The 25,673-nt window shown below is 32.8% G+C and carries 15 protein-coding genes and 1 riboswitch; all 15 genes read right to left on the reverse strand.

The window, feature by feature from the left end:
* Positions 1 to 24 precede the first annotated feature (24 nt).
* The 15 genes from metF to AC3IF2_RS05990 all read right to left on the reverse strand — a co-directional run bounded on the left by metF (position 25) and on the right by AC3IF2_RS05990 (position 25,668).
* Positions 25 to 981 (reverse strand): methylenetetrahydrofolate reductase [NAD(P)H], encoded by a 957-nt coding sequence (metF, locus tag AC3IF2_RS05920; RefSeq protein WP_489166150.1) that lies wholly within the window; start codon positions 979 to 981, stop codon positions 25 to 27.
* Positions 982 to 3,639: a methionine synthase gene (gene metH / locus AC3IF2_RS05925; RefSeq protein WP_489166151.1), complete on the reverse strand. Its 2,658-nt coding sequence runs from the start codon at positions 3,637 to 3,639 to the stop codon at positions 982 to 984.
* On the reverse strand, positions 3,632 to 4,636 hold the full coding sequence (locus AC3IF2_RS05930; protein WP_489166152.1) for a homocysteine S-methyltransferase family protein: 1,005 nt from the start codon (positions 4,634 to 4,636) through the stop codon (positions 3,632 to 3,634). Before AC3IF2_RS05930 ends, metH begins: the two co-directional genes overlap by 8 nt.
* Positions 4,637 to 4,640: 4 nt before the next feature.
* Positions 4,641 to 5,723 (reverse strand): homoserine dehydrogenase family protein, encoded by a 1,083-nt coding sequence (locus AC3IF2_RS05935; protein ID WP_489166153.1) that lies wholly within the window; start codon positions 5,721 to 5,723, stop codon positions 4,641 to 4,643.
* Entirely contained in the window at positions 5,710 to 6,885 is a 1,176-nt protein-coding gene (locus AC3IF2_RS05940; RefSeq protein WP_489166154.1) for a trans-sulfuration enzyme family protein, read from the reverse strand. The genes AC3IF2_RS05935 and AC3IF2_RS05940 overlap by 14 nt, the downstream gene beginning before the upstream one ends.
* Positions 6,886 to 7,003: 118 nt before the next feature.
* Positions 7,004 to 7,112: riboswitch (SAM riboswitch) on the reverse strand.
* Between the two features lie 133 nt (positions 7,113 to 7,245).
* Positions 7,246 to 8,271, reverse strand: a complete 1,026-nt coding sequence (locus tag AC3IF2_RS05945; RefSeq protein ID WP_489166907.1) for a LacI family DNA-binding transcriptional regulator — start codon at positions 8,269 to 8,271, stop codon at positions 7,246 to 7,248.
* A gap of 11 nt (positions 8,272 to 8,282) precedes the next feature.
* Entirely contained in the window at positions 8,283 to 11,564 is a 3,282-nt protein-coding gene (locus tag AC3IF2_RS05950) for a VCBS repeat-containing protein (RefSeq protein WP_489166155.1), read from the reverse strand.
* Between the two features lie 5 nt (positions 11,565 to 11,569).
* Positions 11,570 to 12,454: a glycoside hydrolase family 17 protein gene (locus AC3IF2_RS05955; protein ID WP_489166156.1), complete on the reverse strand. Its 885-nt coding sequence runs from the start codon at positions 12,452 to 12,454 to the stop codon at positions 11,570 to 11,572.
* Between the two features lie 29 nt (positions 12,455 to 12,483).
* Positions 12,484 to 14,124, reverse strand: a complete 1,641-nt coding sequence (locus AC3IF2_RS05960; RefSeq protein ID WP_489166157.1) for an MFS transporter — start codon at positions 14,122 to 14,124, stop codon at positions 12,484 to 12,486.
* A 5-nt stretch (positions 14,125 to 14,129) separates the two neighbouring features.
* The gene (locus tag AC3IF2_RS05965) at positions 14,130 to 15,635 is read right to left on the reverse strand and encodes a glycoside hydrolase family 30 protein (RefSeq protein ID WP_489166158.1); all 1,506 of its coding nucleotides are present in this window, start codon (positions 15,633 to 15,635) and stop codon (positions 14,130 to 14,132) included.
* Positions 15,632 to 16,612 carry a glycoside hydrolase family 2 TIM barrel-domain containing protein gene (locus AC3IF2_RS05970; RefSeq protein WP_489166159.1) on the reverse strand — a complete coding sequence of 327 codons (981 nt, stop codon included), beginning with the start codon at positions 16,610 to 16,612 and terminating at the stop codon, positions 15,632 to 15,634. The genes AC3IF2_RS05965 and AC3IF2_RS05970 overlap by 4 nt, the downstream gene beginning before the upstream one ends.
* A gap of 53 nt (positions 16,613 to 16,665) precedes the next feature.
* Positions 16,666 to 17,952 carry a glycosyl hydrolase family 17 protein gene (locus AC3IF2_RS05975; RefSeq protein ID WP_489166160.1) on the reverse strand — a complete coding sequence of 429 codons (1,287 nt, stop codon included), beginning with the start codon at positions 17,950 to 17,952 and terminating at the stop codon, positions 16,666 to 16,668.
* 9 nt (positions 17,953 to 17,961) lie between these two features.
* Positions 17,962 to 21,402 (reverse strand): hypothetical protein, encoded by a 3,441-nt coding sequence (locus AC3IF2_RS05980; RefSeq protein ID WP_489166161.1) that lies wholly within the window; start codon positions 21,400 to 21,402, stop codon positions 17,962 to 17,964.
* A 112-nt stretch (positions 21,403 to 21,514) separates the two neighbouring features.
* Positions 21,515 to 23,626 (reverse strand): glycoside hydrolase family 16 protein, encoded by a 2,112-nt coding sequence (locus AC3IF2_RS05985; RefSeq protein WP_489166162.1) that lies wholly within the window; start codon positions 23,624 to 23,626, stop codon positions 21,515 to 21,517.
* An 11-nt stretch (positions 23,627 to 23,637) separates the two neighbouring features.
* Entirely contained in the window at positions 23,638 to 25,668 is a 2,031-nt protein-coding gene (locus AC3IF2_RS05990) for a hypothetical protein (protein ID WP_489166163.1), read from the reverse strand.
* Positions 25,669 to 25,673 lie beyond the last annotated feature (5 nt).

Consider the following 25,673-nt stretch of genomic DNA (forward strand, 5'->3'; position numbering starts at 1 on the left):
ATTTGTAGGTTTTAAATCTAGAAACTAGAACACTTCTTTAGCTATGGTTTTAATATTATCGCTTTTGCCCATAGAGTAATAATGAAGAACCGGTACTCCGTTTTTAACTAATTCTTTACTCTGATTAATACACCATTCAATTCCGACTTGCCGTGCTTCTTTGTTGTCTTTACATCTGACAAGGCTCATAATCAATTCATCTGGTAAATCTACTTTAAATCGATGTGGAATTAAATTCAGTTGTTTTTTAGTTGCAATGGGTTTTAGTCCAGGAATAATAGGTACAGTGACCCCTTCTCTTCTACATTTTTCTACAAAATCAAAATATTTTTTATTATCAAAAAACATTTGTGTAACGATATAATCTGCTCCATTTTTGATTTTCTTCTTTAAAAAATGAATATCGCTATCAAAACTAGGAGCTTCCATATGTTTTTCGGGGTATCCGGCAACTCCAATGCAAAAATCTGTTTTTGAAGAATTTAATAATTCATCATCAAGATAATCTCCATTATTTAAATCTTGTATTTGTGAAACTAATTCACATGCATAATGATGTCCTTCTTTTTCTGGTTTAAAGTACGTTTCGCTTTTAACAGCATCTCCTCGTAAAGCAACCACATTATTGATTCCTAAAAAATCAAGATCTATCAAAAAATTCTCTGTGTCTTCTTTAGTAAAACCGCCACATAAAATATGTGGTACCGCATCTACTTGATATTTATTTTGAATAGCAGCACAAATTCCAACCGTACCTGGGCGTTTTTTAACCACTTGTTTCTTTAATAGCCCATTTTCTAATTCTTTAAATGTGTATTCTTCACGATGATAGGTAACATCAATAAACGGAGGTCTAAATTCCATTAAAGGATCTATATTGTCAAAGATTGATTTAATATCTTGCCCTTTCAATGGTGGTAAGATTTCAAATGAAAACAATGTTTTCCCATTTGCCTTATTTAAGTGTTCAGTTACTTTCATTTAGTCTTTAATATTTGGATTAAGCCATTTTCTGGCTTCTTCATTTGATATATTTCTTCTCTTAGCGTAATCTTCTATTTGGTCTTGTGTTATTTTACCCAATCCAAAATATTTTGCTTCTTCATTACCAAAATAATAACCTGAAACACTAGCTGCAGGCCACATGGCTAAACTTTCGGTTAGCTTAACCCCTATTCTATTTTCAATATCTAATAATTGCCAAATTGTTTTTTTCTCTAAATGGTCAGGGCAAGCAGGGTAACCAGGAGCTGGGCGAATACCTTTATAGCTTTCTTTAATCAACTCTTCATTAGACAAGTTCTCTTTTATAGCATAACCCCAATGGTTTGTTCGTATTTCTTTATGTAAATATTCTGCATAGGCTTCTGCCAAACGATCTGCTAACGCTTTTATCATAATTGAATTATAGTCGTCGTGTGCATCTTCAAATTGTTTTGCTAATTCTTGTGTTCCGAATCCGGTTGTTACACAAAAGCATCCTATATAATCTTGAATTTTGCTTGTTTTAGGTGCAATAAAATCGGCCAACGCAAACGCTGGAATTCCTTCTCGTTTTTTTAACTGCTGGCGTAATGTTAAAAATTTATAGACATTGTTTTTATAGGTTACTTCAATATCATCATTTACAGAATTGGCTTGAAATAATCCGAAAACAGCTTTGGCCTTTAATAACCTTTCATTAAAAATTCTCTTTAAAAGGTGTTGTGCGTCTTCAAACAGCTCAGTAGCCTGCTTGCCAACAACTTCATCATTAAGTATTTGAGGATATTTTCCATTTAAATCCCAACTTCTAAAAAACGGACTCCAATCTATAAATGCTTCTAATTTTTTAATATCAAAATCTTGAATATCTTGAATTCCTAAATTATTAGGTTTAACTATTTTTGAATCTTTCCAATTAATTTGAAATCTTCGTTTACGTGCTTCTTCAATAGTAATATGTTCTTTTGTTTTAGAACGGTTTAAAAATTTTTCTCTAAACCTATCGTATTCTTCTCTTATTTGGTTTTTATAAATAGCATTATCTTTTTGCAATAAATTACCCACAACTGTTACCGCTCGAGAGGCATCATTTACATGTACAACAGTATTAGAGTAATTGGGTGCAATTTTAACAGATGTATGCGCTTTTGAGGTAGTTGCGCCACCTATCAATAACGGAACAGAGAAATCGTTTCGCTCCATTTCTTTAGAAAGGTACACCATTTCGTCTAAAGATGGTGTTATTAAGCCACTCAACCCGATTACATCTACATTTTCTTTTTTAGCGGCTTCAATTATTTTTTCTGGTGGTACCATAACCCCTAGATCTACAATCTCATAATTATTACATCCTAAAACTACACTAACAATATTTTTACCAATATCATGAACGTCCCCTTTTACTGTAGCCATTAAAATTTTTCCAGCAAATTCTACTTTACCATCTTTTTCTGCTTCAATAAAAGGCTGCAAATAGGCTACTGCCTTTTTCATTACCCTTGCAGATTTTACCACCTGTGGCAAAAACATTTTTCCGCTACCAAACAAATCACCTACTACATTCATACCAATCATTAGATACCCTTCAATCACTTCAATTGGTTTTGAAACTACATGCCTTGCTTCTTCAACATCATCAATAATAAAAGCATCAATACCTTTAACTAAACTATGTGTGATTCGGTTTTGTAAGGTATTATTTCGCCATTCTAAAACTTTTGTTTCATCTTCTTTTTTATGACCTTTTACCGTTTCGGCAAAATTTAATAACCGCTCAGTTGCATCATCGTGTCTGTTAAATAAAACATCTTCAACATGTTGTAATAGATCTTTAGGAATTTCATCGTAAACCTCTAACATGGTTGGATTTACGATACCTAAATTCATTCCATGTTGAATGGCATGATACAAAAACGCTGAGTTTATTGCTTCTCGAACAACAGTATTTCCTCTAAAAGAAAATGACACATTACTTACACCTCCAGAAACATTAGCATAAGGTAAATTTTCACGTATCCATTTTGTAGCATTAAAAAAATCTAAGGCATTTAATCTATGTTCTTCCATTCCTGTTGCTACAGGAAAGATATTGGGGTCAAATATGATATCTTGAGGTGGAAAATTAACTTTATTTATCAAAATATCATATGAACGTTTACATATATCTATACGTCTTTGATAAGTATCAGCTTGACCAACCTCATCAAAAGCCATTACAATTATTGCAGCTCCATAACGCTTTACTAATTTTGCTTGACGAATGAATTCTTTTTCTCCTTCTTTTAAACTAATTGAATTCACCACACATTTACCTTGAACGACTTGCAAGCCAGCTTCAATGATTTCCCATTTAGAACTGTCTATCATAATAGGAATACGAGCAATATCTGGTTCTGAAGCAATAAGGTTTAAAAATTTGGTCATGGCATGCACACCATCTAACATGCCTTCATCCATGTTAACATCTAAGATTTGTGCACCACCTTCTACTTGATCTCTTGCTACTTCTAAAGCCTCATCATATTTTTCTTCTTTAATCAATCGAAGAAACTTGCGCGATCCGGTAACATTAGTACGCTCACCTACATTAATAAAATTACTATCTGGAGTAACTACAAGAGGTTCTAAACCCGAAAGTGTTAAAAATTTACTCATTCTCAACTAAAATTTTTCTGGGTTTATATTTGGCTGCTACTTCAGCAATTGCTTTTATATGCGCCGGACTCGTACCACAACAACCACCAATAATATTTATTAAATCATCTTTTAAATAGTTTTCGATATATGCCTGCATTTCTTGTGGAGTTTCATCATATTCACCGAAAGCATTTGGTAAGCCAGCATTCGGGTGTGCCGAAGTATAGAAACTAGTTTCTCTGGCTAGTCTTTTTAAATAAGGCTGCAATTGTGCTGCACCTAGTGCACAGTTAAAACCAACACTCAATAAAGGGGCATGAGAAATAGAAGTTAAAAAAGCTTCTACAGTTTGGCCAGATAGTGTTCGCCCTGAAGCGTCTGTAATAGTTCCTGACACCATAATTGGTATATCGATCTGGCGTTCTTCTTTTACTTCTTCAATGGCAAATAAAGCTGCCTTGGCATTTAACGTATCAAATATAGTTTCTACCAAAAGAATATCTACACCACCATCTAACAATGCTTCAACTTGTTGTTTATAAGCCTCGCGTAATTCATCAAATGTAATTGCGCGGTATTCTGGCCTATTTACGTTTGGTGATAAACTTGCAGTTTTATTTGTTGGTCCTATAGAACCCGCTACAAACCTTGGCTTGTTAGGGTTTTTATTTGTAAACTCATCTGCAACTTCTTTAGCAATTTTTGCCGATTGATAATTAAGTTCATAGACTAAATCTTCCATCTGATAATCTGCCATTGCAATCGTAGTACCAGAAAATGTATTGGTTTCAACAATGTCCGCACCAGCTTCAAAGTATTTTTTATGAATTTCTTTAATCGCTTCTGGTTGCGTTATAGACAACAAATCATTATTTCCTTGTAAAGGGGTAGGATAATCTTTAAATCGTTTTCCTCTAAAGTCTTCTTCTGTAAAATTATATTGCTGCAACATAGTACCCATAGCGCCATCAAGTACCAATATCCGTTTTTCTATTTCCTTTTTAATTCTATTCATAGATTTAATTTAAATGGTAAGAAAGTTTCACAATATCAGACAATAAACCACGTGCCGTAACTGCTTTACCAGCTCCAGCACCTTGAATTACCAATGGTTGGTTTCCATAAGATTCTGTAAAAATTTCAAAAATAGAATCTGAACCTTTTAATTGTCCTAAAGCTGATTGCCTATCTTCACAAATAAGTTTCACTTCTAATGCTTTTGTAGTAATGTCTAATTCGCCTACATATCTTAAAACTTGGTTTTTAGCCAATTCTTGTTTACGTCTTAAAAAAGGTTTGTCTAACTCCTTAATTCTAGTTTTAAATTGATGTAAAGTAGTTTTACCATTAAGTTGTTTTGGTACCAAAGACTCAATCTTAACATTCTGAAATTCTACATTTAAATTTAATTCTCGAGCTAAGATCAATAATTTTCTCGCAACATCGTACCCAGAAAGATCTTCGCGAGCATCAGGTTCAGTTAAGCCTAAATTTGTTGCTTTATTTAATATTTTAGAAAATGATTCATCTTCTGAAGAGAATCTATTAAACACATAACTCAACGAACCTGAAAACACGCCTCTTATTTTTTTAATTTGCTCACCAGATTCATAAAACCGTTTTAAAGTCTCAATAACTGGTAACCCAGCACCTACATTAGTTTCATATAAAAAAGATCTGTCATATTTTTTTAGTATTAAACGTAAATGTTTATAAAAATCATAATGCATGGTGTTTGCTAACTTATTAGCTGAAATAATATGAAATCCATTTTCTATAAAATAGGTGTAATTCTTAACTAAATCTTCACTAGCCGTCGCATCTATCACAATTAAGTTTTTATAATCCTGTTGTTTTACAAAATGGACGATCTCTTTCATATTAAAAGGTATAGAAAATTTTTCAAAATTAGTTTCCCATGAATGTGTACCCTTATCTGTATTAAAGAATACTAGTTTTGAATTGGTAATTACAGGAATTTCAATTTTCAATTTCAAATGTTTTCCAAGTCTATGTTTAGCATCATTAATTTGATTAATAAGCGTACTGCCAACATTCCCTATTCCGAATATGACAAGATGTATGGTTTTAGGGCTTGACATAACTATCGATTTTAGATGAATGTTCAACGGCAAACGCTTGATTTAAATCGTTAATTAAATCTTGTGTATCTTCTATTCCACAAGACAATCGTATCAAAGAATCCTTAATACCAGATTGCAAACGTTTCTCTCTAGGTATTGAAGCATGAGTCATTTGAGGTGGATGACAAAGTAAACTTTTAACACCTCCAAGGCTTTCGGCTAGTTTAAAATAACTAGTGCTCGTTACAAATTTATTTGCTGCTTCTTGGGTATCTTCTTTTAGGGTAAAAGACACTATACCTCCAAATAATCCATTCTGTTGACGCTTTGCAATATCATGATTTCTATGGGTCACCAACCCAGGGAAGAATACTTCATCAACTGCATGATGATTCACTAAAAAAGCCGCTACAGCAAAAGCATTTTCGCATTGCTTTTGATAACGCAATTCTAAAGTTTCAATACCACGAATGGTTAAAAAACAATCCCATGGACCTAAAATTCCTCCTGAAGCATTTTGAATAAATTTTAATCTTTCAGATAATTCTTTCTCCTTAGTAACTACTAAACCAGCGACTAAATCGGAATGGCCGCCTATATATTTAGTGCCACTATGGATAATAATGTCCGCACCCAAAGAAATTGGCTGTTGTGCGATTGGGCTGGCAAATGTGTTATCTACAACTAGTAATGCATTAACGCTCTTTGTAATAATACTTATGGTTTTAATATCGGACACTTTTAAAGTTGGGTTAGTCGGTGATTCTATCCATACCAACTTGGTTTTACTACTTATCACATTGGCAACGTTAGCCGCTTCTGTAGTATCTACATAATGTACCTTGACTCCAAGTTTTTCATAAACGTGCGTAAATAAGCGATAGGCCCCTCCATAAATATCATCTACAGCGATAATTTCATCTCCAGCTGATAATAATTTCAAAACTGCATCAATTGCTGCCAAACCAGTAGCAAAAGCAAAAGCAGAATCACCTCCTTCAATTTTTGCAACAACGTCTTCTAATGTTTTGCGAGTGGGATTGTTACTTCTTGCATAATCGTAACCTTTATTAATACCAGGGGCTTCTTGAATAAAGGTTGATGTTTGGTACACAGGTACCGAAATTGAACCAGTAAGTGGATCACTTGGAATTGAATGAATAATTTTTGTTGCACTCATTTTTCTAATTTTTTGAGTTAATAAATTAATTAAGTCAAAAGTCAAATGCGCTTAAAAAGCGTACCTAATAGAAAAATGTTAAAAAGAAATACGATTATTACAGAAAAGTAATATCGTTGGGTTATCTATCTAAAACAATTTTTAGTAGAATTTAGCACCTTCTTTATATAAATAAAGGGTTGCTAAGGCTTCATTGGGTCTAATCCCTCCACCTTTCTTGATAACATTTCAGTAAGTCATTGAACTTTGTGAGAGCAAATATTCAGTAAGAATATTTTAATACGCAAATTTTTTAGTGCTTTTTTTAATAATTTAAGAAAAAGAAGCATAAATTGATCATAATTGTACACATTTATTGACTTACTTAGTAGACTTTCTTACTACCAAATCGGTATCAATTATATTTGTCTTGTATTCTTTATTTTTATTAATATTACTTAAAATGCTTTCTATTGCAAGTTTACCAATTTCAAAAGCATTTTGATTAATTACTGTTAGTGGTGGGTCTAGTAAACGAGCTGTTTTATTATCAGAGAAGCCAATAACGGATATATCTTTTGGTATTTTATATCCACTATTTTTGGCTATCCTCAAAGCTATTGCCGCCGAAACATTATCAGTTGTGATAATGCCATCTATATTTCTATTTGTTTTAAATAGCTTGCTAATTTCAGATTCATAATTCTCTTTATTCATAATTTTAACAATTATAGGCTTAGTAGTATTATCAAATAAATCTTTAATTGCTCCTCGATATCCTTCAATTCTTAACTTGCCAATTCCTACATCATTTAAAGAATCTATCAAAACTATTTTCTTACAACCTGTCTTATAAAGATATTCTGTTGCCTGATAAGTAGCCTTTCTATCATCAATAATAATCTTATTACAATTTTTAATTTTGTTAGAAACCCTATCAAACATAGTAATTGGATATCCGTTATCTATTATCTCTTGGAAGTGATCACTCTTATTAAGCTTCTGTGTTTCCTTTGCTACTGAAAGAATAAACCCATCAACACTACCATCAGAAAGCAATTTTAAACTTTCAACTTCTTTTTGATATTTATTATTAGATAAGCATATAATTATTTGATATCCTCTTTTATTAGCTTCCTCCTCTATTCCTAATAAAACTTTAGCAAAAAAATAATTAAGAATATTAGGAATGATGACCCCTATTGTTTTTGTTTGACGATTTCTAAGATTTCTAGCTGTTTTATTAGGGCGATAATTATATTTTTTTGCTAAATCTTTTACACGCTTGATAGTTTTTTCATTTATTTCATAACTATCGTTTAAAGATTTAGAAACTGTAGAAATAGATAAACCTAATTCTTTGGCAAGTTGTTTTAAAGTAACATTCTTCTGATTCATTAACCTAATGTATCGTAAAACTAATTATTAGCAAATATAGATGGCTTAATATTATTATTAGTGACAATAATAAGTTTTTTGTCCTTTTGTTCTACACTAGAAACATTTCTACTATCATAGGGTATATAGAAGTTACTTTTAATAGCTTTAAAGTTATTTTTACCATCGCCTAATAATAATGTGCCAAAGCCTGAATCATACCTAACTGTTTCAACTTCTACACCATAATGATTACCAACGGTTAAAATATCTGCATAACCATCTTTATTAAAATCTGAAACAATCGAGGATTTTATAGGTGAAATCTGAGCTTCAACAGGTAAAGATTTACGGATTAATTTATTGTTTTCATTAATTAAAACTATGCTTTCAAAATTATCTATCTCGTAAATTATAGCTTCGTCTATTTTATCTTTTGGCAAAATCTCAACCAGTTTTGAGGATGCAAAACTATGAAAGTCTTTGTATTTTTCTGCAATGTAAGGCATTTGCTGACTTGTACATTCTCTACCTCTAACAGGTACATAATCATCTTTGTAATATTTAGCAAGAACAATATCATTTATGCCGTTATTATCAAAATCATTTGCGTAAACTTTAAAAGGATGTTCTTTAGAAGTTTTAAACTTATTATTTTTTCCAAGGTTTCCTACAATAAAATCATCGTCTCCATCATTGTCTAAATCACTAGCAGTAATCGACCACCATATTCCTCTAGTATTATTTAAACCCCAAATGTTAGATGTATTCGTATACATCCCTTTGTTATTTTCAAGCACAGTAATTGTCATCCATTCTCCAATAACTATAAGGTCTACATCTGAGTCATTATCAATATCTGAAAAGACTGCGTCTGTAACCATGCCAATATTTTGAAGAGCTGGTGCTACATCTTTAGATGCTTTTCTAAATTTACCTTTGTCGTTTATTAAAAAATAACTAGAAGCTGGATGTGGATATTTTTCTGCTATTAATCGTACACCAACAAACAAATCTAAATCACCATCATTATCAATATCTGCAGATTTTACGCATTGAGAACTTTCAAAAATATTAGGAAGTGCACTTATATCTCGTTCAAATATTCCACCACCATTATTAATATATAATCTGTCTTGTAATAATTGACTTCCTCTTTCAAATTCATTACCTCCGCTTGTTATATACAGGTCTTGATCATTATCTCCATCAACATCTATGAATAAGCATCCTAAATCTTCAGAATCCTTATCGCTTTGCCATGGTTGTGACTCACTTTCTCGAAATGTACCATTGGCTGTTTGAAGATAAAGAACCCCACTGTGCCCAGCTGAGCCTCCAAAAAATAAGTCTTCTAAACCATCGTTATTTACATCTGCTACTGCAGAAAAAGGTCCATTTTCTGATAAACTATGAGGCAACAGAACTTCTTTTTCATAATCATTAAATTTATTCTCTTTATGTGCATAGTCGATGCCTAATTTAGAATTACTAATCTGTCTAAATAGTTCTTTTTGCTGAATTTTTTCCTTTTCAATTTTTCTTGCATTAGTATATTTGGCAATTAATGTTTTATTTACGGATACATTTTCAAATACATTTGTTTTACCATCTTGCCATATCACTTCAACTTTATCTACTTCTGTCTCTTTTCCTAAACCAAAAAACATATTTGGCTCAACTGAAGATAAATATCCTCTAGTATTATAATTCTCAACAACTTGCTTAGTGTCTTTCTGATAAACAATTGCTTTAGCACCGACACCAAACTTGTTTTTCTTAGGACCTTTTAAATTAATCTTTAAAAAATTACCTGTTGCTAAGTTTTCATAAACAAATGCTGAAGCATCAATATTATTAGTAACTAGGTCTAGATCGCCATCATTATCTAAATCTCCATAAGCCATTCCTGTGGAGAAACTAGGCAGATCGAAATTCCATTCTTTTGCAACTTTCTTAAAGCCTAAATTTCCTGTATTATTAAAAATATAATTTGAAAGCGGAAATGAGGGAGCATTTTTACTAATTGTAAAAAAGTCTTCTGTACCATCATCAACTTTTTGCTTTAACAATTCGACATAATCATTGTTTCTCATGTCTTTTTTTATACCATTAGAAACTGCTATATCTTTTAACCCATCATTATCTAAATCAACAATCAAAACTGACCAGCTCCAATCTGTACTGGCTATCCCTGCCAAAGCTGCTATATCAGAAAAACTATTTTTACCTGTATTTATTTGCAAGGTATTATACATATATTGATGGTGTTTACCTTCGCTCACCATTTCATTAAAATATTCAGTACTCATAGAGCCCATATTCGTTTTAGATCGGTAATGATCTTCGGCTGACATGTCTAAAGTCATTAAATCTATTAAACCATCATTATTTACATCTGCAGCGTCAGATCCCATACTGAACCTAGATATATGCTTTAGTTGATAGTTAATTACATTTCTAAATGTACCATTACGATTATTATAGTACATTATATCTGGCTCATCATAATCATTAGAAATATATAAATCTGTCCATCCATCATTATTAAAATCGCTTGCACTTACATTTAATCCGTGCGTTAATTTGTTTGAAATACCAGATTCTTTAGATACATCTTTATATTTTCCATTATCATTTCTATAAAGTTTATCAGCATAATATTTTGCAGTTTCTTTTGTTAATTTAGTACGTCTAAAAATTCTTGGATCTGGAAGCTGGTTTACCTGATACATATCTAGATCACCATCATTATCCATATCAAAAAAAATGGCTTGTGTAGAAAATCCTAAATCTGCTAGCCCATATGATTTTGCCGATTCTGTAAATGTGAGGTCTTTATTATTAATGTATAGCTGATTTCTACGATCATTAGGATTCATAGAATCACCATTTCTACTTACATAAATATCTAAATATCCATCATTATTTACATCAGCCATAGTAACACCCCAAGTCCAGCCAGAGTTTATAGCTGTTTTTGATGATTTAGTTATGTCTTCGAATTTAAAATTACCTTTATTAAGGTATAATCGATCATCAACTTGATTACCTCCAAAAAAGATATCTGGTAAACCATCATTATTTATATCACCAATTGCAACGCCAGAACCATTGTATATCTGACTATTATACATAAAGTTCTGAGTTTTTGTTTCAGTAATTGTATTTGTAAAATCTATACCTGTTTGCTCAGGAGTTAATAGGCTTAGACCTCCTTTTAATACTTCTGGATAAAGATCTCTTTTAGGTTTAGATTCTTTACAATTAATAAAAAGGATGCTTGTAAAAAAAAATATGATATATTTTCTTTTAGAAATCATACAAGTTAAAACTTTAGCCGTTCATCTTTATCCCATAAGCCCCAATAAGCCCCAACATCTCCTTCAGACCCTACTTTCCAAGATTCATCAAACGATGAAAAATAAAACATTTCTATATTATCTTCTTTAGACCACTTTTGGGAGTTTATAAAGTATTTAATTGCATTTTCTTCTGATGGAAAGGCTCCTTCTAAATTGGTTCCTTTATTTGGCCATCCAGTTTCAGTAATAATAACTTTCTTTCCGTTACCAGCATTTAAAGCACGATGGTACATATCTTTCATATACAAAAGAGAATAATCTTGATCACATCCTTCCCAATATGGATAACAATTTGCCAAAATAATATCACAAGCTTCTGTTATCTTAGGTCTATCATTAAACTCGTAGTAAGCATCTACATAGCCAACAGGAGTATTGGTTATTGCTTCTTTAGCTTGATAAATAAAATTTAATAATTCATCTTCTGTTAAGTCGCCTCGATACATTACTTCGTTGCCAACGGCTGCTATATCCACAAAACCATCATTAGCCAATTTTATAAGATTTGTTACTTCAGATTTATTGATTTCGTCATCATCTCCTAACCAAGCACCCACTAAAGTTTTAATACCGTATTCTTTTGCAACGCGAGGGATAATTTCGTTACCCTCAGTACAAGAAAAAGAGCGAATCCATTTAGTATATGGTTTAATAATTTCCATTCTTCGACGGATTTGATTTTCACTGATTTGATCACCAGGATTTTGACCTTCCATATACGGGCTAAAGCACAAACCATGAACACCGTTGTTTAATACTTTTTTAAAAGTTTTTTTTAATCCGTCTATAGATATATCTTCATAATCTACAGCTGTTAATGCCAAAAATTTCTCCTCTCTATGAGACATAACCAACTATACTTTATTTGTTAATATTCTTATAATTCACCACGCCTAGCTACTAATTGCCTTTTTATATCTCTTGCTCTTTCTTCATTAAGTGAATAGTTCTTCATTACAAAAATAGCAATAGCTGCAGTTATTGCTGGTATAACAATATCGGCAATTCGAAGCTTTGTCATAGTTTCTGCTGTTTGAGATACAGCACCCTCGTCAAAGCCAACCAAAGTTAATATTGCGCCCCCAAGTACTAAAGCAATTGCTTGACCTAGCTTTACCATCCACCAATATATTGCTCCAAACGTACCTTCTTTACGTGGCATTCCATTTTCTAATTCATCTAAATCACAAACATCGGCGGTCATACTCATCATTAAGGTAAATAATCCTCCTAATCCAAAAGCCATCAATGGTATGGGTACAAACATTAGCCAAGGTCCACCTTGACTAGTATCTATACTAAACCAAGACATACCTACACTATCTAAAAATGGATTAATAGATTCGAATATTGAAGCCACAAAATTATTTAATCCTTGGCCTGCATTCGATTGATTAAACTGTGCATTTAATTTATTATCAAATCCCCACCATTTAAGACCATAGCCAAGAATCGATATAATTGTTGAAATAATAAAGGCTTTCCGTTTACCCCATTTATTTGCAATGCGAGATATAATTGGAATAACCATAAAAGCTGTTACAACTGCAGTAAGTGAAGCAAACCAAGCTGGCCATGTACCCGCTTGACCATAGTCACCATTATAAATATAAAATACAATAATGAAGAAACTAAAAGAAGCCACCATTTGAAATCCATTAAAAACAAGAAATGTTGCTCCGCATAATTTCATGAAAGGCTTGTTTTTAGACACTTCTTTTATTCCTGAAAATAGCTCCTTGAAAGAAGATGATAAAGTTTTTAAACTAATATCCTTTCTATTTTCCATCTTTCCTGCATCAATTCCTTTACAAAATAAGGCTGGTAAAATTCCAAGAATAGCACATCCAAGGCCTACCATAAGTGATAATTGCCGAACTCCATTAGCTTGCAATTTTTCATTCGTTATTTTTTGTAATTCATCTCCTGTTAGCCCCATTTCACCTATCATTCTAAGTGTTTCTTCACTTAAGGGAAATACGGTTGGGTCTGCTATAACTACCCAGAACCATGGTACTAACATCCAAGCTATTTGCCCAACAGTATTTGCAAATGCCATTAGGCGCGTACGTTCGTTATAATCTGATGTCATTTCATAACCTAAACCAACTAAAGGTGTTGCAAACATTGTATTTCCAATAAGAAATACAAACGACATTAAAAGAAAGTACCAAAAGTTAAACATTACTGAATTGTTTTCACTTAATTGGAATAAAAGCGCAAACAACACACCACTTAAAACAGCACCAATCAGAATATATGGTCGTCGTCTTCCCCATTTAGACTTTGTATTGTCAGAAATAAACCCCATTACGGGGTCGGTAATTGCATCAAATATTCTAGGCAATCCGCCTAATAAACCTGCTAAGAAAGGATCCATACCAAATGCGGTTACTAAGAAGAACATAAAAACTGCTAGAGCACCTGGCAATAAATTAAGTACTAAGTGACCAGCTCCAAAAGCAGCTTTCTGCCCCAATGGAACTTTATCTTTAGTAGCTGTACTTATAATACTCATATTAATTAGTTTATAGTAGTAATAATGATAATGGTTTGTATCGCCTGTGGACTAATAGATATCTCTTTATCCATCCCATTCAATAAAAGTGAAAAATGTTTTTCTTCTTGGCTTTGATTAAATACCACAACTGCAATTGTTTCGTCTGGATTTTTAGCAGCTGTTACCATTAATTCTTTATCAGAATTTTTAATGTCAATTACTTTAGCTCCTGGTCTTATGTACTTACTAAAATGTGCTAACGTATAGTAAATTGGTGTAAAGTACACTTCATCACTATCAGGATCTACTATTACAGGCGCCACACACCAATTCTTAAACCAGTTCGGACCACCTTGTCTATCTAACACCATATTCCAATCTACCCATCCATCAACCCAGTTATTAAGGCATCCTATAATATCTCTTGCATATCTATTAACTGGAGCATATTTTGGATGCAAATGTTTATCTTTTTCTGATGCCCAATCCCAGCCCCAATCTGTAGCTTCTTTAGACCAATACCAAGCATCGTCTTGCCATTTTGGAACTTCAGAATCCACGCAACCTTCGGTTTCAATTAAATACTTATTTGGCGCTTTATTATGAGCATATTGTAATGCTTCTGGAAAATAATCATAGGTACTTTCGTACCAATGAATAGCAGTACCTGCATAGTATTTCGAGGATGCTTCATCTTTAAACATTACATCTACCCATTCTTTTAAACCGGCTCTATTTTGGTCGTAGCCTAGTATTCTTACATCACCCTTACCGTTTGCCTCTAATTTTGGACCTAAATGATTTTGTACAAAATCTGTTTCCTCTTCTGGAGAAAAGTGCATACTTTCCCAATTATTACCATTTCCATGTGGCTCATTAACTGGAGTTAATCCCCAAATGCTAATACCTTCTGTTTTATAAGCATCTAAATATTTTGAGAAATATAGAGCGAAAGCATCATAATATTCTGGTAACAGTTTTCCTCCAACATATGCTTTGTTGTCTTTCATCCAAGGTGGTGCCGTCCAAGGAGATGCAATAATGTTAAAACCGTCTTGTGAAATTGCCATTGCATCCTTAATCATTGGGATCAAATCTTCTCTATCTTCTTCAATTGAAAAATTTTTCAATTGTAAATCGCCTTCAATTGGGGCATAAGTATAATTATTTAATGAAAAATCACAAGAAGCAATGTGTGTTCTGGTAAGAGAATATTTTGCTCCATTTTCTCCGAAATAAGCTTCTAAAATTTTGTTTCTATTTTCTTTAGAAAGTTTGTTTAATAAATAGGCTGAAGATTCTGTAAAGGAACCTCCAAAACCAGTTATGATCTGAAATTCTTCTTCTGGTAAAAGCTCAATACTTACGATATCGTTTTCGTTAGATTCTAAAAACTTTTCAATCTTGGTAAGCTTATTCCCACTGGCTGAAGTTTCATAAACTTCTACTCGTAAATTTTTAGATTCTTCATTACAACTCATAATAAAAAACATTAAGCAAAATGATAAAAAAAATGTAATTTTTTTCATTTCTTAATTTTTTGATTTAAGTAGATTTGTTTAACTACATTAAATGTTTCTTTTTTGTTTCTCTGTATATCAACTATTCCCCAATATTCTTCATTTGGAACTCTATCATATGGTACACCACTACCTTCTGGTGCCCAACCACCTTCATCTTGCATATCATTTTCACCATTCCCAGCTTTCCACCAACCATCTGTAAACGAAAACAGAGTCGCACCCGAGCAAATATTTAAATCGCTAAAAGTCTTTTCTAATATAATTTTATTAGCATCAGCTTGAGCTTTTTGGTTTTCTCCTTCGGCATAACCTTCAGCAGCTTTTGCCATATAACTATCAGCTCCAGTCTCAGACAAATACATAGGTTTAGTACTTACAGCTTTCCATTCAGAGAAAATTGTTTCTGGTTCAGTCATTCTGTAAACATTCATTCCCCATACATCAATATTTGGGCTCATAGTTAATGCTAATTTATCTGGCAAATCACCATGTGCAGTTGTTACTGGGTGATTTGAATCATTTTCATGAATTAGTTTAGCAGCTTCATTCATGTCTTTATACCAATTTTTTAAATCACCTTTAAACCATTCTGGGTGGTAATTATATTCATTACCTAGCTCCCACATTAAAATGGCATTGTGGTTTTTATATTTATTTACATAATCAATAAATGACCCTGAAACCATATCGTAAAGACCATTCTGATTATAGCCAAAACCAATAATAACCTTTATGCCTGCTGCATTAATTTTATCTAGAACTTTTTTATCATCTATAGGTGCATAAACTCTAATTGTATTTATTCCAGCTTCAACCATTAGAGATAAGTCTTGATCAATGGTTTCAAAGCTTCTTTCACTACTTCCTATAGGAACAGGGTGATAACATATACCAGTAATTATATACCGCTTACCATTTACTAATAATTGCCGCTCAGAAACACTTACTTCATCAACTTGAGATGATACATTTCTACAAGACATAAAAGCTATGCTTAAAAAAAGTAATATGTATATCGCTCTCCTATCCATTGTCTTTAATCATTGACTATTTCAGTACTAGTATTCGGAACTAATACATCTTTCATTAGTTTTTCCTTATTCCCGTTATACGTTTTAGTAATTGGATTTCCATTTCTGGTTAAACCATTAAACACACCTTGATCTACTAAATTCCAAAGAGCATATTTAGCCTGCCCATCTATCGTAAATAACCCAAAATGATTTTCTGATCCTAATGGATTTTGTCCGTCCTTCCAATTCTCATTAAAAGCTTCAAAATAGAAACAAGACATTTCTGCTTTGTTAGTCCAATCTCTAATATGTTTATAATATAATGCTGCTTTATATTCATCTGTAGCTCTTGATCCATCATTACCATAAAGTTCGTTTGAAAAACTTGCCCAACCAGATTCTCCAATATGAATTGGTTTATCTATTCCCAAACTATCAAGGTAAGATTTAACACCTTTATACTGAGATATTGCATATTTTTTTGCTCGAAGCATTGCAGCATCAATTTTTTGTAAATCCGTTTCGTATTCTACAGTGTCGTTTATCCAATAAGCTGGCGCATAGTGTGTGTCATGAAAAGCATAAGTATGCATCGAAACATAATCTACTGCTTTAATTAATCTAACTAAATCTTCTTTATGATAAGCTTTATCTCCCCCACCCCAAGAAGCAAAATTATCAGAACTTGTTATCCATAAATCTTTAGGAAGCTCACCTTTTTTCTTTAAATTTTGCAAATGATCTACCCATTTTAAAATTACACCAGGTTGTACCCAATAACTCCAAGCCCAATGTACCATAGCTTCATTTCCAACAGCAAGAATTTTTACAATATCTGGATATTGGCTTGCTAATTCTACAGCTCGTTTTATTTCATTTGTGTTGGCTTCTAAATCTTCTCCTTCATGATTAGGATTATCAGTCCAAGCATTTTCACAATCTATCCAAGCTCCTAGCATTACATACATTTCGAAACTAGAATCTTCTTCCTTTAATTTTTTAATAGCTTTTAAAATATTAGCAGCATGTGGATATTTTTCTTGAACATTATAAGTCCTTAAAATTTTTATACCCATAGCAGAAAGAATCTTCAAATCCTCCTTTAATTCTTCAATTATCGGTTGAATATCTCTCGAGTTTTGGCGGTAACCTCCATACGATATCGCTAAATAATCTGGATTACCTAATATGTCTTTAGCAGTCATATTTTTTTGATCTTGCATAGATGCTTTTGTTTTCTTCTTTTGGTTGCACGATAATACAAATACCACTAAAGTAATCACAAGTATTATGTTGTATCGCTGTGTCATTAGTAACCTTTATTTCAGATAATGTCGAGTTATATTAACTTCTACCCTATCTACTTCACCAGTTCTTTGAAAAATCTTTGTGCTTGTATTTAGATCTAATATTAAACCATCAACCCTGTTAACTGATCCATCACTATGGAATACTTCTAAATAATTATCCTCTGCTATGTGATACATAATTGGAACTTGACAATGTGTAAAAGCTATTGAGTTCTTACTCAGTTCTATTTTTTTAGATTGTTGATGTACATCCACAAAATAAAATACTTTCGATTCTTTTAAGAACTTTTCAGCCCTCAATAAACAAGGATTGAAATGTAGTTTCCCTTTTTTAACAAAAACACCAAACTCTTTTATCTTTCTTAGAATATCTTCTTTTACTTGCCCAGTCATACCTGGTTGTTGTGCTCCTTTACCATAAGGAGTATGTGAATAAGGATCAGTTGGAAAAGCACCATATAATTTTGGTGATTTATGTACGCCAATACCTTCATTGATTTCATAAAAGTGCTCCAATAAGCGACCAACTATTTCGTCATTTTCGTTTGCTTCGATGGCTTTCAAACAACATTCCTCAACAGCTAATAATAATTTAGAAACCATATGCCAAAAAATAGATCCTAATCCTTCATAACCATAAAAAGTTCCTGAACGTCCAGTAAAGGATTTATGATTGAAAACATCTTCGAACAATTGAAGGACATCAGTTTCACTTTTAATTTTTAGTTCATCATAACTAGGCGATAATCCAGACAATGCTTCTTTTAAACTATCTGCATTGTTAAAATCACCATTAAAGTGATAATTCCCTTTTATATCTCTATTTATAATCTGGGTATTACCATCATCTAATAGCCTCGATAATAATTCTGAAGCTTCAACTCCAGATTTAGGAATGATGTTTTTCTCTGTGAATTTTGGTAGTTCTTTATTTGGATATAGCAAATAACTGTATTGATCGGGTCTGAACAATCCACTTTTTTTCATACTATCTAAGAGCTCTAAACATTTGGAAGATGATAAATGCCCTGAGCTCAATACTGCCACTTGCCCTTCTAACATTTCTTGTAAATAGCTTATTGAAATTTCAGTATCATCCGCTACTGTCATTATATTATACGCATGATACATTTTATCATCACGCTCATTAGCATTTATTGAATGCTCTAAAAATTCTAAGCTTACACGAACAAATTCTCGCAATTCACCAATATGGATAGTATCTTTTCGGCCTGAAAAAGCATCTGTATATATTTTATTTCTGTAGTTACTACCTGCTATACCTAAGCCGTCTAAAATTCTTTTTCGGTTGGTATTATCTATCTTTCCATTCAGTAAAGGTTTATTTATCTTGAAAGTTGAAAATACACTGTTGAAGAATTCATGTAACTCTTTAGATACTTCAATATTAATTTCTTCAGATTCATCTAATAAGTTAGAGAAAAAATTTAAGAAACGTCTTAGATAGTATAGCGTTACCATCGACACTCCATTACCAACTAATGCGTTATTGGCATCATTCCATTCTGGTCTTTGCGTGTTTAACCATATTCCTCCTTCAGGAATAAAATTTGATAGTTTTGCCAAAACTGTAGCTAGAATCTTTTCTACAAAATTGACTTTATGAATAAAATAATTTTCGTCTCGCAATAAGGCTCCGTCTGCACCGAATTCAGCACGCTTTTCACGGATTTTTTCATCTAATGTGTTATCAAAAACAATCGTATCCTTAGGATTCTTTAGAATATCTTCATACGACTTGATCTTGTAAGGAACGTTAGCATATACAAATAGGTCTTTATTAAAATTCTCAATTAATTTATTAGGATAATGGTCTTGAAATATTTCTAAAAACTTTAATAAATAAATGATTTGATGGTCGCCCCAATAACCAATATAAGACCAAGGATCATGCTCTTCAATAACCTCCCAATCAAATCCGTCTTTGGTAACTCTATATGGATTGTATCCTTCAAAAGTAGTTGCGTTCAAAAATTTATGAATCATACTCTCTATGAACTCAGGATACGAACAAGCTAGAGCTTCCCAATTTTGAAAAATATCACGCCAGTTACCTTCATAATCAAGAATTTTAGATCCATCGACTTCACTTCTTGTATTAATAGAAAATCTATTCCAAGGCCTACTAGGGTCACCATGACGACGACTAAACTTTAATGGCATGTATTCTAATGCCAATCGTCTAAAATTTTTATCATCGCTTTTATAAGCAATTTCTTTTAATTGTTGAAGTGAAAATATTTCAGGTAAATTAGCTAATATGGGTTCACTTGTTCGATGAACTTTTTTATTGGCTTTTGAAAGATAATTGTTGAAATCCCACTTTTCTATTTGATAATTATTATCAAATATTCCTCCACGCATTATATTAAATAATGCATTAGAGTAATGTCTACCATTTCGTCGTTTATCTGCTGTTAACTGAAAACCATCTGAAGCAGACACTAATTTAATAAGTCTTTGAGTGCCTAGATCAATATCTTTTATGACTTCGTTCCACAAATCATCTTCATGCTGTATTCTTTCTGAAATTACTGCTATTGAAGAAGGTCCTTGATTAACATTTGCAATAAGCATCCACCTTTTATCATCTCGCGCTTGCAACTCTATCTCTTCTGATACAAAATAAGCTCCTTTCTCAGCTTTTACATCTTCTTCTTGATTGATTTCTTCTCCTTTTCTAAAAGCATTCAATTGTAAAGAAGATAATAAGTATTTCGGATTATCTAAACCTAAAGACCAAGCTGTATTCGCTTTTAAAGCTTCGCTAGGTTCAGCTCTATCAACAATAATTGCACTCAATGCATAAATACCTAAACTTTTTTCACTTAATTCGCTTCTTTTGTATGCATCAACTAAATTACTTCTAATAGATTGTAAGTTAGTATCTACACCATAAGGCATAATATTCTGAATACCGTCTAAAAATTTTATGTTAGTAGGTATTTGGTTGTTATTTATTAAATGACTTGTTTTTACAAAACCAAATTCATTGCTTGAACTCCATTGGTAACGGAAAGTCAGTCCGAAGTCATGATTAATTTCTTCGAATAGTATCTTATTACCATAAACATTCTTATAGATATTTCTTGAGTAACTATAACTATTCGTATATCTTTCAGAAAAAGGTTCCCATACCTTCCATTCTTCACCAAGCTTTACTCGAAAGATAGATTTACTTCCAGTAATATCATATAATTCTGTAATCTTATCATCGGTATAATACGGAAATAGGGCATTATTTGAATCTTTTCTTCCTGCCGTTAGCCCACCATTACTAGAAATAAACATCCAGTGATTAGAATCACTCACAATGCTCATAAAAAATGGCCTCATAGCATCACAATTAGAAATCATGTAATACTGCTCATCTTCTATAATAACTAACTTTAGTTTAACTTCTTTACCAAAAGTTTTAATTTCTTCCATTATCATAAAGTGGTCGTTCCTTATCTAAAATTAATAAAGTCTAACTTCTAGTTTAAAAAGGTCGAACTATATGTCATATAATTCGACCCTTAAAACTAATTCAAATAAAATTTTATTGATATACTCTTACATAATCTATTTCCATAGATGATTCTGTAAATGTCGGATCTATATCTCCGCCAAGTGTACCGCCCATAGCTACATTAAGTATCAAGAAAAAGTCTTTGTTAAAAGGTAACGAGCCATCATTAGAAAGCGTTCCGTAAACTTCTCCATCAACTAGGAAAATAATTTCATCGGTTCTCCATTCTACCGCATAATCGTGAAATGCAGTCGTTACATCATTATAGTCAGTTGTTGAAACAACCCTAGCATCACCACCAAAATTATTTGGATCGTGTGTGGCACCTTGAATTCTATTTAAATCATTACCAACATGTTCCATAATATCTATTTCACCAGCAGCTGGCCAAGCATTTGTTTCAAAATCTGCACCTAATAGCCATAACGCTGGCCATGTACCACCACCTTCTGGTAATTTTGCTCTAATTTCAACTCTACCATAAGTAAACTCTTGCTTGCCTTGAGTTTTTACTCTAGCTGATGTATATGGAGCTACTGAATTACCAAAATCAAAGAAAATAACAAACCTATCCAAGCTAGGTGACGTTGCGCCACTAAAATCAAATGTTAATTGTTCCCAAGAATTTGCTACTGTAGTAGTTGCGTCAATTTCATGAAAATCGTTAGCATCAGCAGAATTTTCTAATTTTACCCTAACTGTTGCGCCAATTTTCGGCGACCAAGTTTTTACGCTAATAGTGTTATTAGTAGTTAAATCTAATGCTCCGCTTAAGTTAAAGAATGAGCCAGCCCAAACTTCAGAATTAACGCCTTTAATTAATTGCCCAACATTGGCTGTTACATTTTCTCCAGTAGCATCTGGGTTACTCACAGTTTGTGAAGTTGCACCTCCAAAGTTTTCAAACGTTGGTGCCGTTCCTTCAAAATCTTGAATTATTGATTGAGAATTCCCACCGGAATCTAATAACTCTATTTCATCAAAATAATAGGTATTATTAATTTCCTCTTCTACTTTAGCAGTTATTTTGAGAAAACCTCCTTCAACTTTAACATTATCTGAAGAGTTTGTATAACTCTGTTCCTCACCATTACCCCAGCCATTTTCGCCAGTACCGAGATCGTAATCCCATTTATTAGCATCTGGTGCTCCGTCAGTATCAAACTCATCTGACCAAACCAAATTATTAAATTGGGTAGCAAAAGGATCTGGTTCTGATACATCGTCGTTAGTTATAATAAACCACCAATCGAATTCACCATTTCCATCTGTTGTTCTTAAAATGAATTCATCATCTGGCTGACCTTCCCATTGAAAAAGTTCATATTGATGATTACCACCTGTATAATACCCAATAAAGCTTGTACCAGATAAACTAATAGTAATTACATCTTCAACTCCACTTAAAGACCAAGTACCAGAATAATCATCAAGTGGTAAGTTTTCAATATCTGCTCCATTTGCTGTACCTCCACTTGAACCTAGCTCATCAATTAAACCAGCACGTCCAAATACTGTTCCTGATGGGTCAACAGTAGGATCATCATTTTCACTATTTGTAATATGAGTAAACGTACCATCTTCATTAAAGATATAACGATCATCATACATACCTGCATCGGCTTTATCAAAAGCTCCAGCTGAGAACCATTCTCCTGGTATAGTACCAGCTGGTGGACCTAAACCAAAATGACCATTCACTTCTGCTTTAATTCTAAATGTTCTTGAGCCATCACCTATTAATCTATCTAATAACTCTTCTGGAGCTTCAAATAATGATAATACATCTACCTGAATCGTCTTACTTGAAGAATTTCCACCTGTTCCAAAGGCAATAACCTTTAACGTGTAAGTGTTTAAACCTGTTTCTGCAAAATTGTAAGAAATTTTACCTTGTTTTGCCTGTCTCACCTCATCGTTATATACAAAATGATATGCGAGTGCATTATCAGCTGAAACAGTAAAGTTGACTATTCCACTTCCATCTCCATTAGGGTTGCTTGCATCTTGACCAACAATATCAACATCAATTAGAAGATTAGTTGGTGCCACCAAACTACCTACAGAAAATTCATCGTCTTGGCAACTAGTTAAAGCTATTACTAAAGCAAATAAGCCAATTATATATTTAATTTTTTTCATAATCGTTATTTTTAATTGGTCAATGTATATTCATCAAAATAATATAGTGAGTCATCACCAGCATTACCAAAATCGAAGAATATTACAATCCTCACATAATCTCCGGCAGGAGCTCCACTAAAGTCATATACTAATTCCTCCCATTGATTTGCGACAGTAGAATTTAAATCAACTTCATGAGTAACACTTGCATCTTGATTCTCTAATTTTAATTTCACAACAGCTCCAACTTTTGGAGACCAAGTTTTAACAGCTATCTTACTATAGGTAGCTAAATCTAATGGCGAAGAAACTTCAAAGAAAGTTCCTGCCCACACTTCAGAACCATTAGTTTTAGTCAATCGAGCTACTTTTGATGTTGTATTTGCACCAGAAGCATCTGGATTATCAATTACATCTGTAGCTGCTATATTTCCAAATACTGTAAATGTTGGTGCTGCTCCTTCAAAATTTTCAAAGATTGAAGGTGGCACTCCACCTGAACTATTTACTAATTCAATTTCGTCAAAATAATATAGTGAGTCATCACCGGCATTACCAAAATCGAAGAATATTACAATCCTCACATAATCTCCGGCTGGAGCTCCACTAAAGTCATATACTAACTCTTCCCAAGCATTTGCTACAGTAGAGTTTAAATCAACTTCGTGTGTAACACTAGCGTCTTGATTCTCTAATTTTAACTTCACCACAGCTCCAACTTTTGGAGACCAGGTTTTAACAGCTATCTTACTATAAGTAGCTAAATCTAATGGCGAAGCAACTTCAAAGAAAGTACCTGCCCACACTTCAGAACCATTGGTTTTAGTTAATCGTGCTACTTTTGATGTTGTATTTGCACCAGAAGCATCTGGATTGTCAATTACATCTGTAGCAGCTATATTTCCAAATACCGTAAATGTTGGTGCTGTGCCTTCAAAATCTTCAACTTTTGATCTGGTTTCACCACCAGTTTGAACTATCTCTTGTCTTATATTATCAACATAGAAAGTCCAATCAGTACTACCATCACCTATAGTTCCAAAATCAAAGAATAAAACAATTTTTTGATATTCATTAGAAGTATCAATATCACTTAAGTCAAATTCAACTTCTTCCCAAGTACTATTACCAACTGTAGTAGCTTCTTTTTCAAAGAAAATACCTCCATCTGTTAGATTCTCTATTTTTAACAAGACTTTACCACCAGCTCTTGGAGACCATACATCTAACTTCATAAGTTTCTTAGAACTAAAGTCAATTGGAGTAGATGTGGTAATAACTGTACCAGCCCAAATTTCAGGTCCACCTTTTACAATCTTTCCTACTTTAGCTGAACTATTTCCATTTGTATCTGGATTATCTATAACTTCAGCTGAAGCACCTCCAAAACCAATAAAAGTACTTGCGTCAAAAGCTTCAAAATCTATTGGTAATTCAGTCGGAACATTTATTGTAATAGTGACAGTATCTTCTAGCGTTTCAACACCACCACTTAATGCAACTACTCTAATATCGAAATCGCCAACAGAAGGATATTCAAAACTAACAGTTTCACCAAGAGCTAATAATACTGGCTCATCATTTGGATCAGAAGGATTAAAGTAAACTTCAAATCCAGCTGCAAAATCTGCCGTAGCTGAAACATTTACCTGAAATGGATTAGAAGAATCTATTGTTGCCGTAACATCCAAATTTTCAGGAGCTCTAAACATAACAACTAATTCTTGAGTTGCTTCTGTCATTAATCCTGTTAGACCGAAAGCTTCAATTTTTACAGTGTAAGTACCTTCTACATAAATATGTTGTACACTTCCTTCTCTTTCTATCTCTGCTGGCTCTGTTGTACCATCACCAAAGTAGACTTTAAATAAGGTAGCCCCTTCTCCACTTGGTGTAATTGTTACTAAACCAGAATTATCTTGTTCTACTTCGAAAAGCGCTGCAACATTAGTTGGAGCTGTAGCACTATTTAAGAAGCCAAAATCATTATCATCTTCTTCACATCCCAATAAGGAAAGAAATAAGATAAATAAACCTATTGTATATTTTAATGTTTTCATATTAT

Source organism: Maritimimonas rapanae (assembly GCF_057837205.1).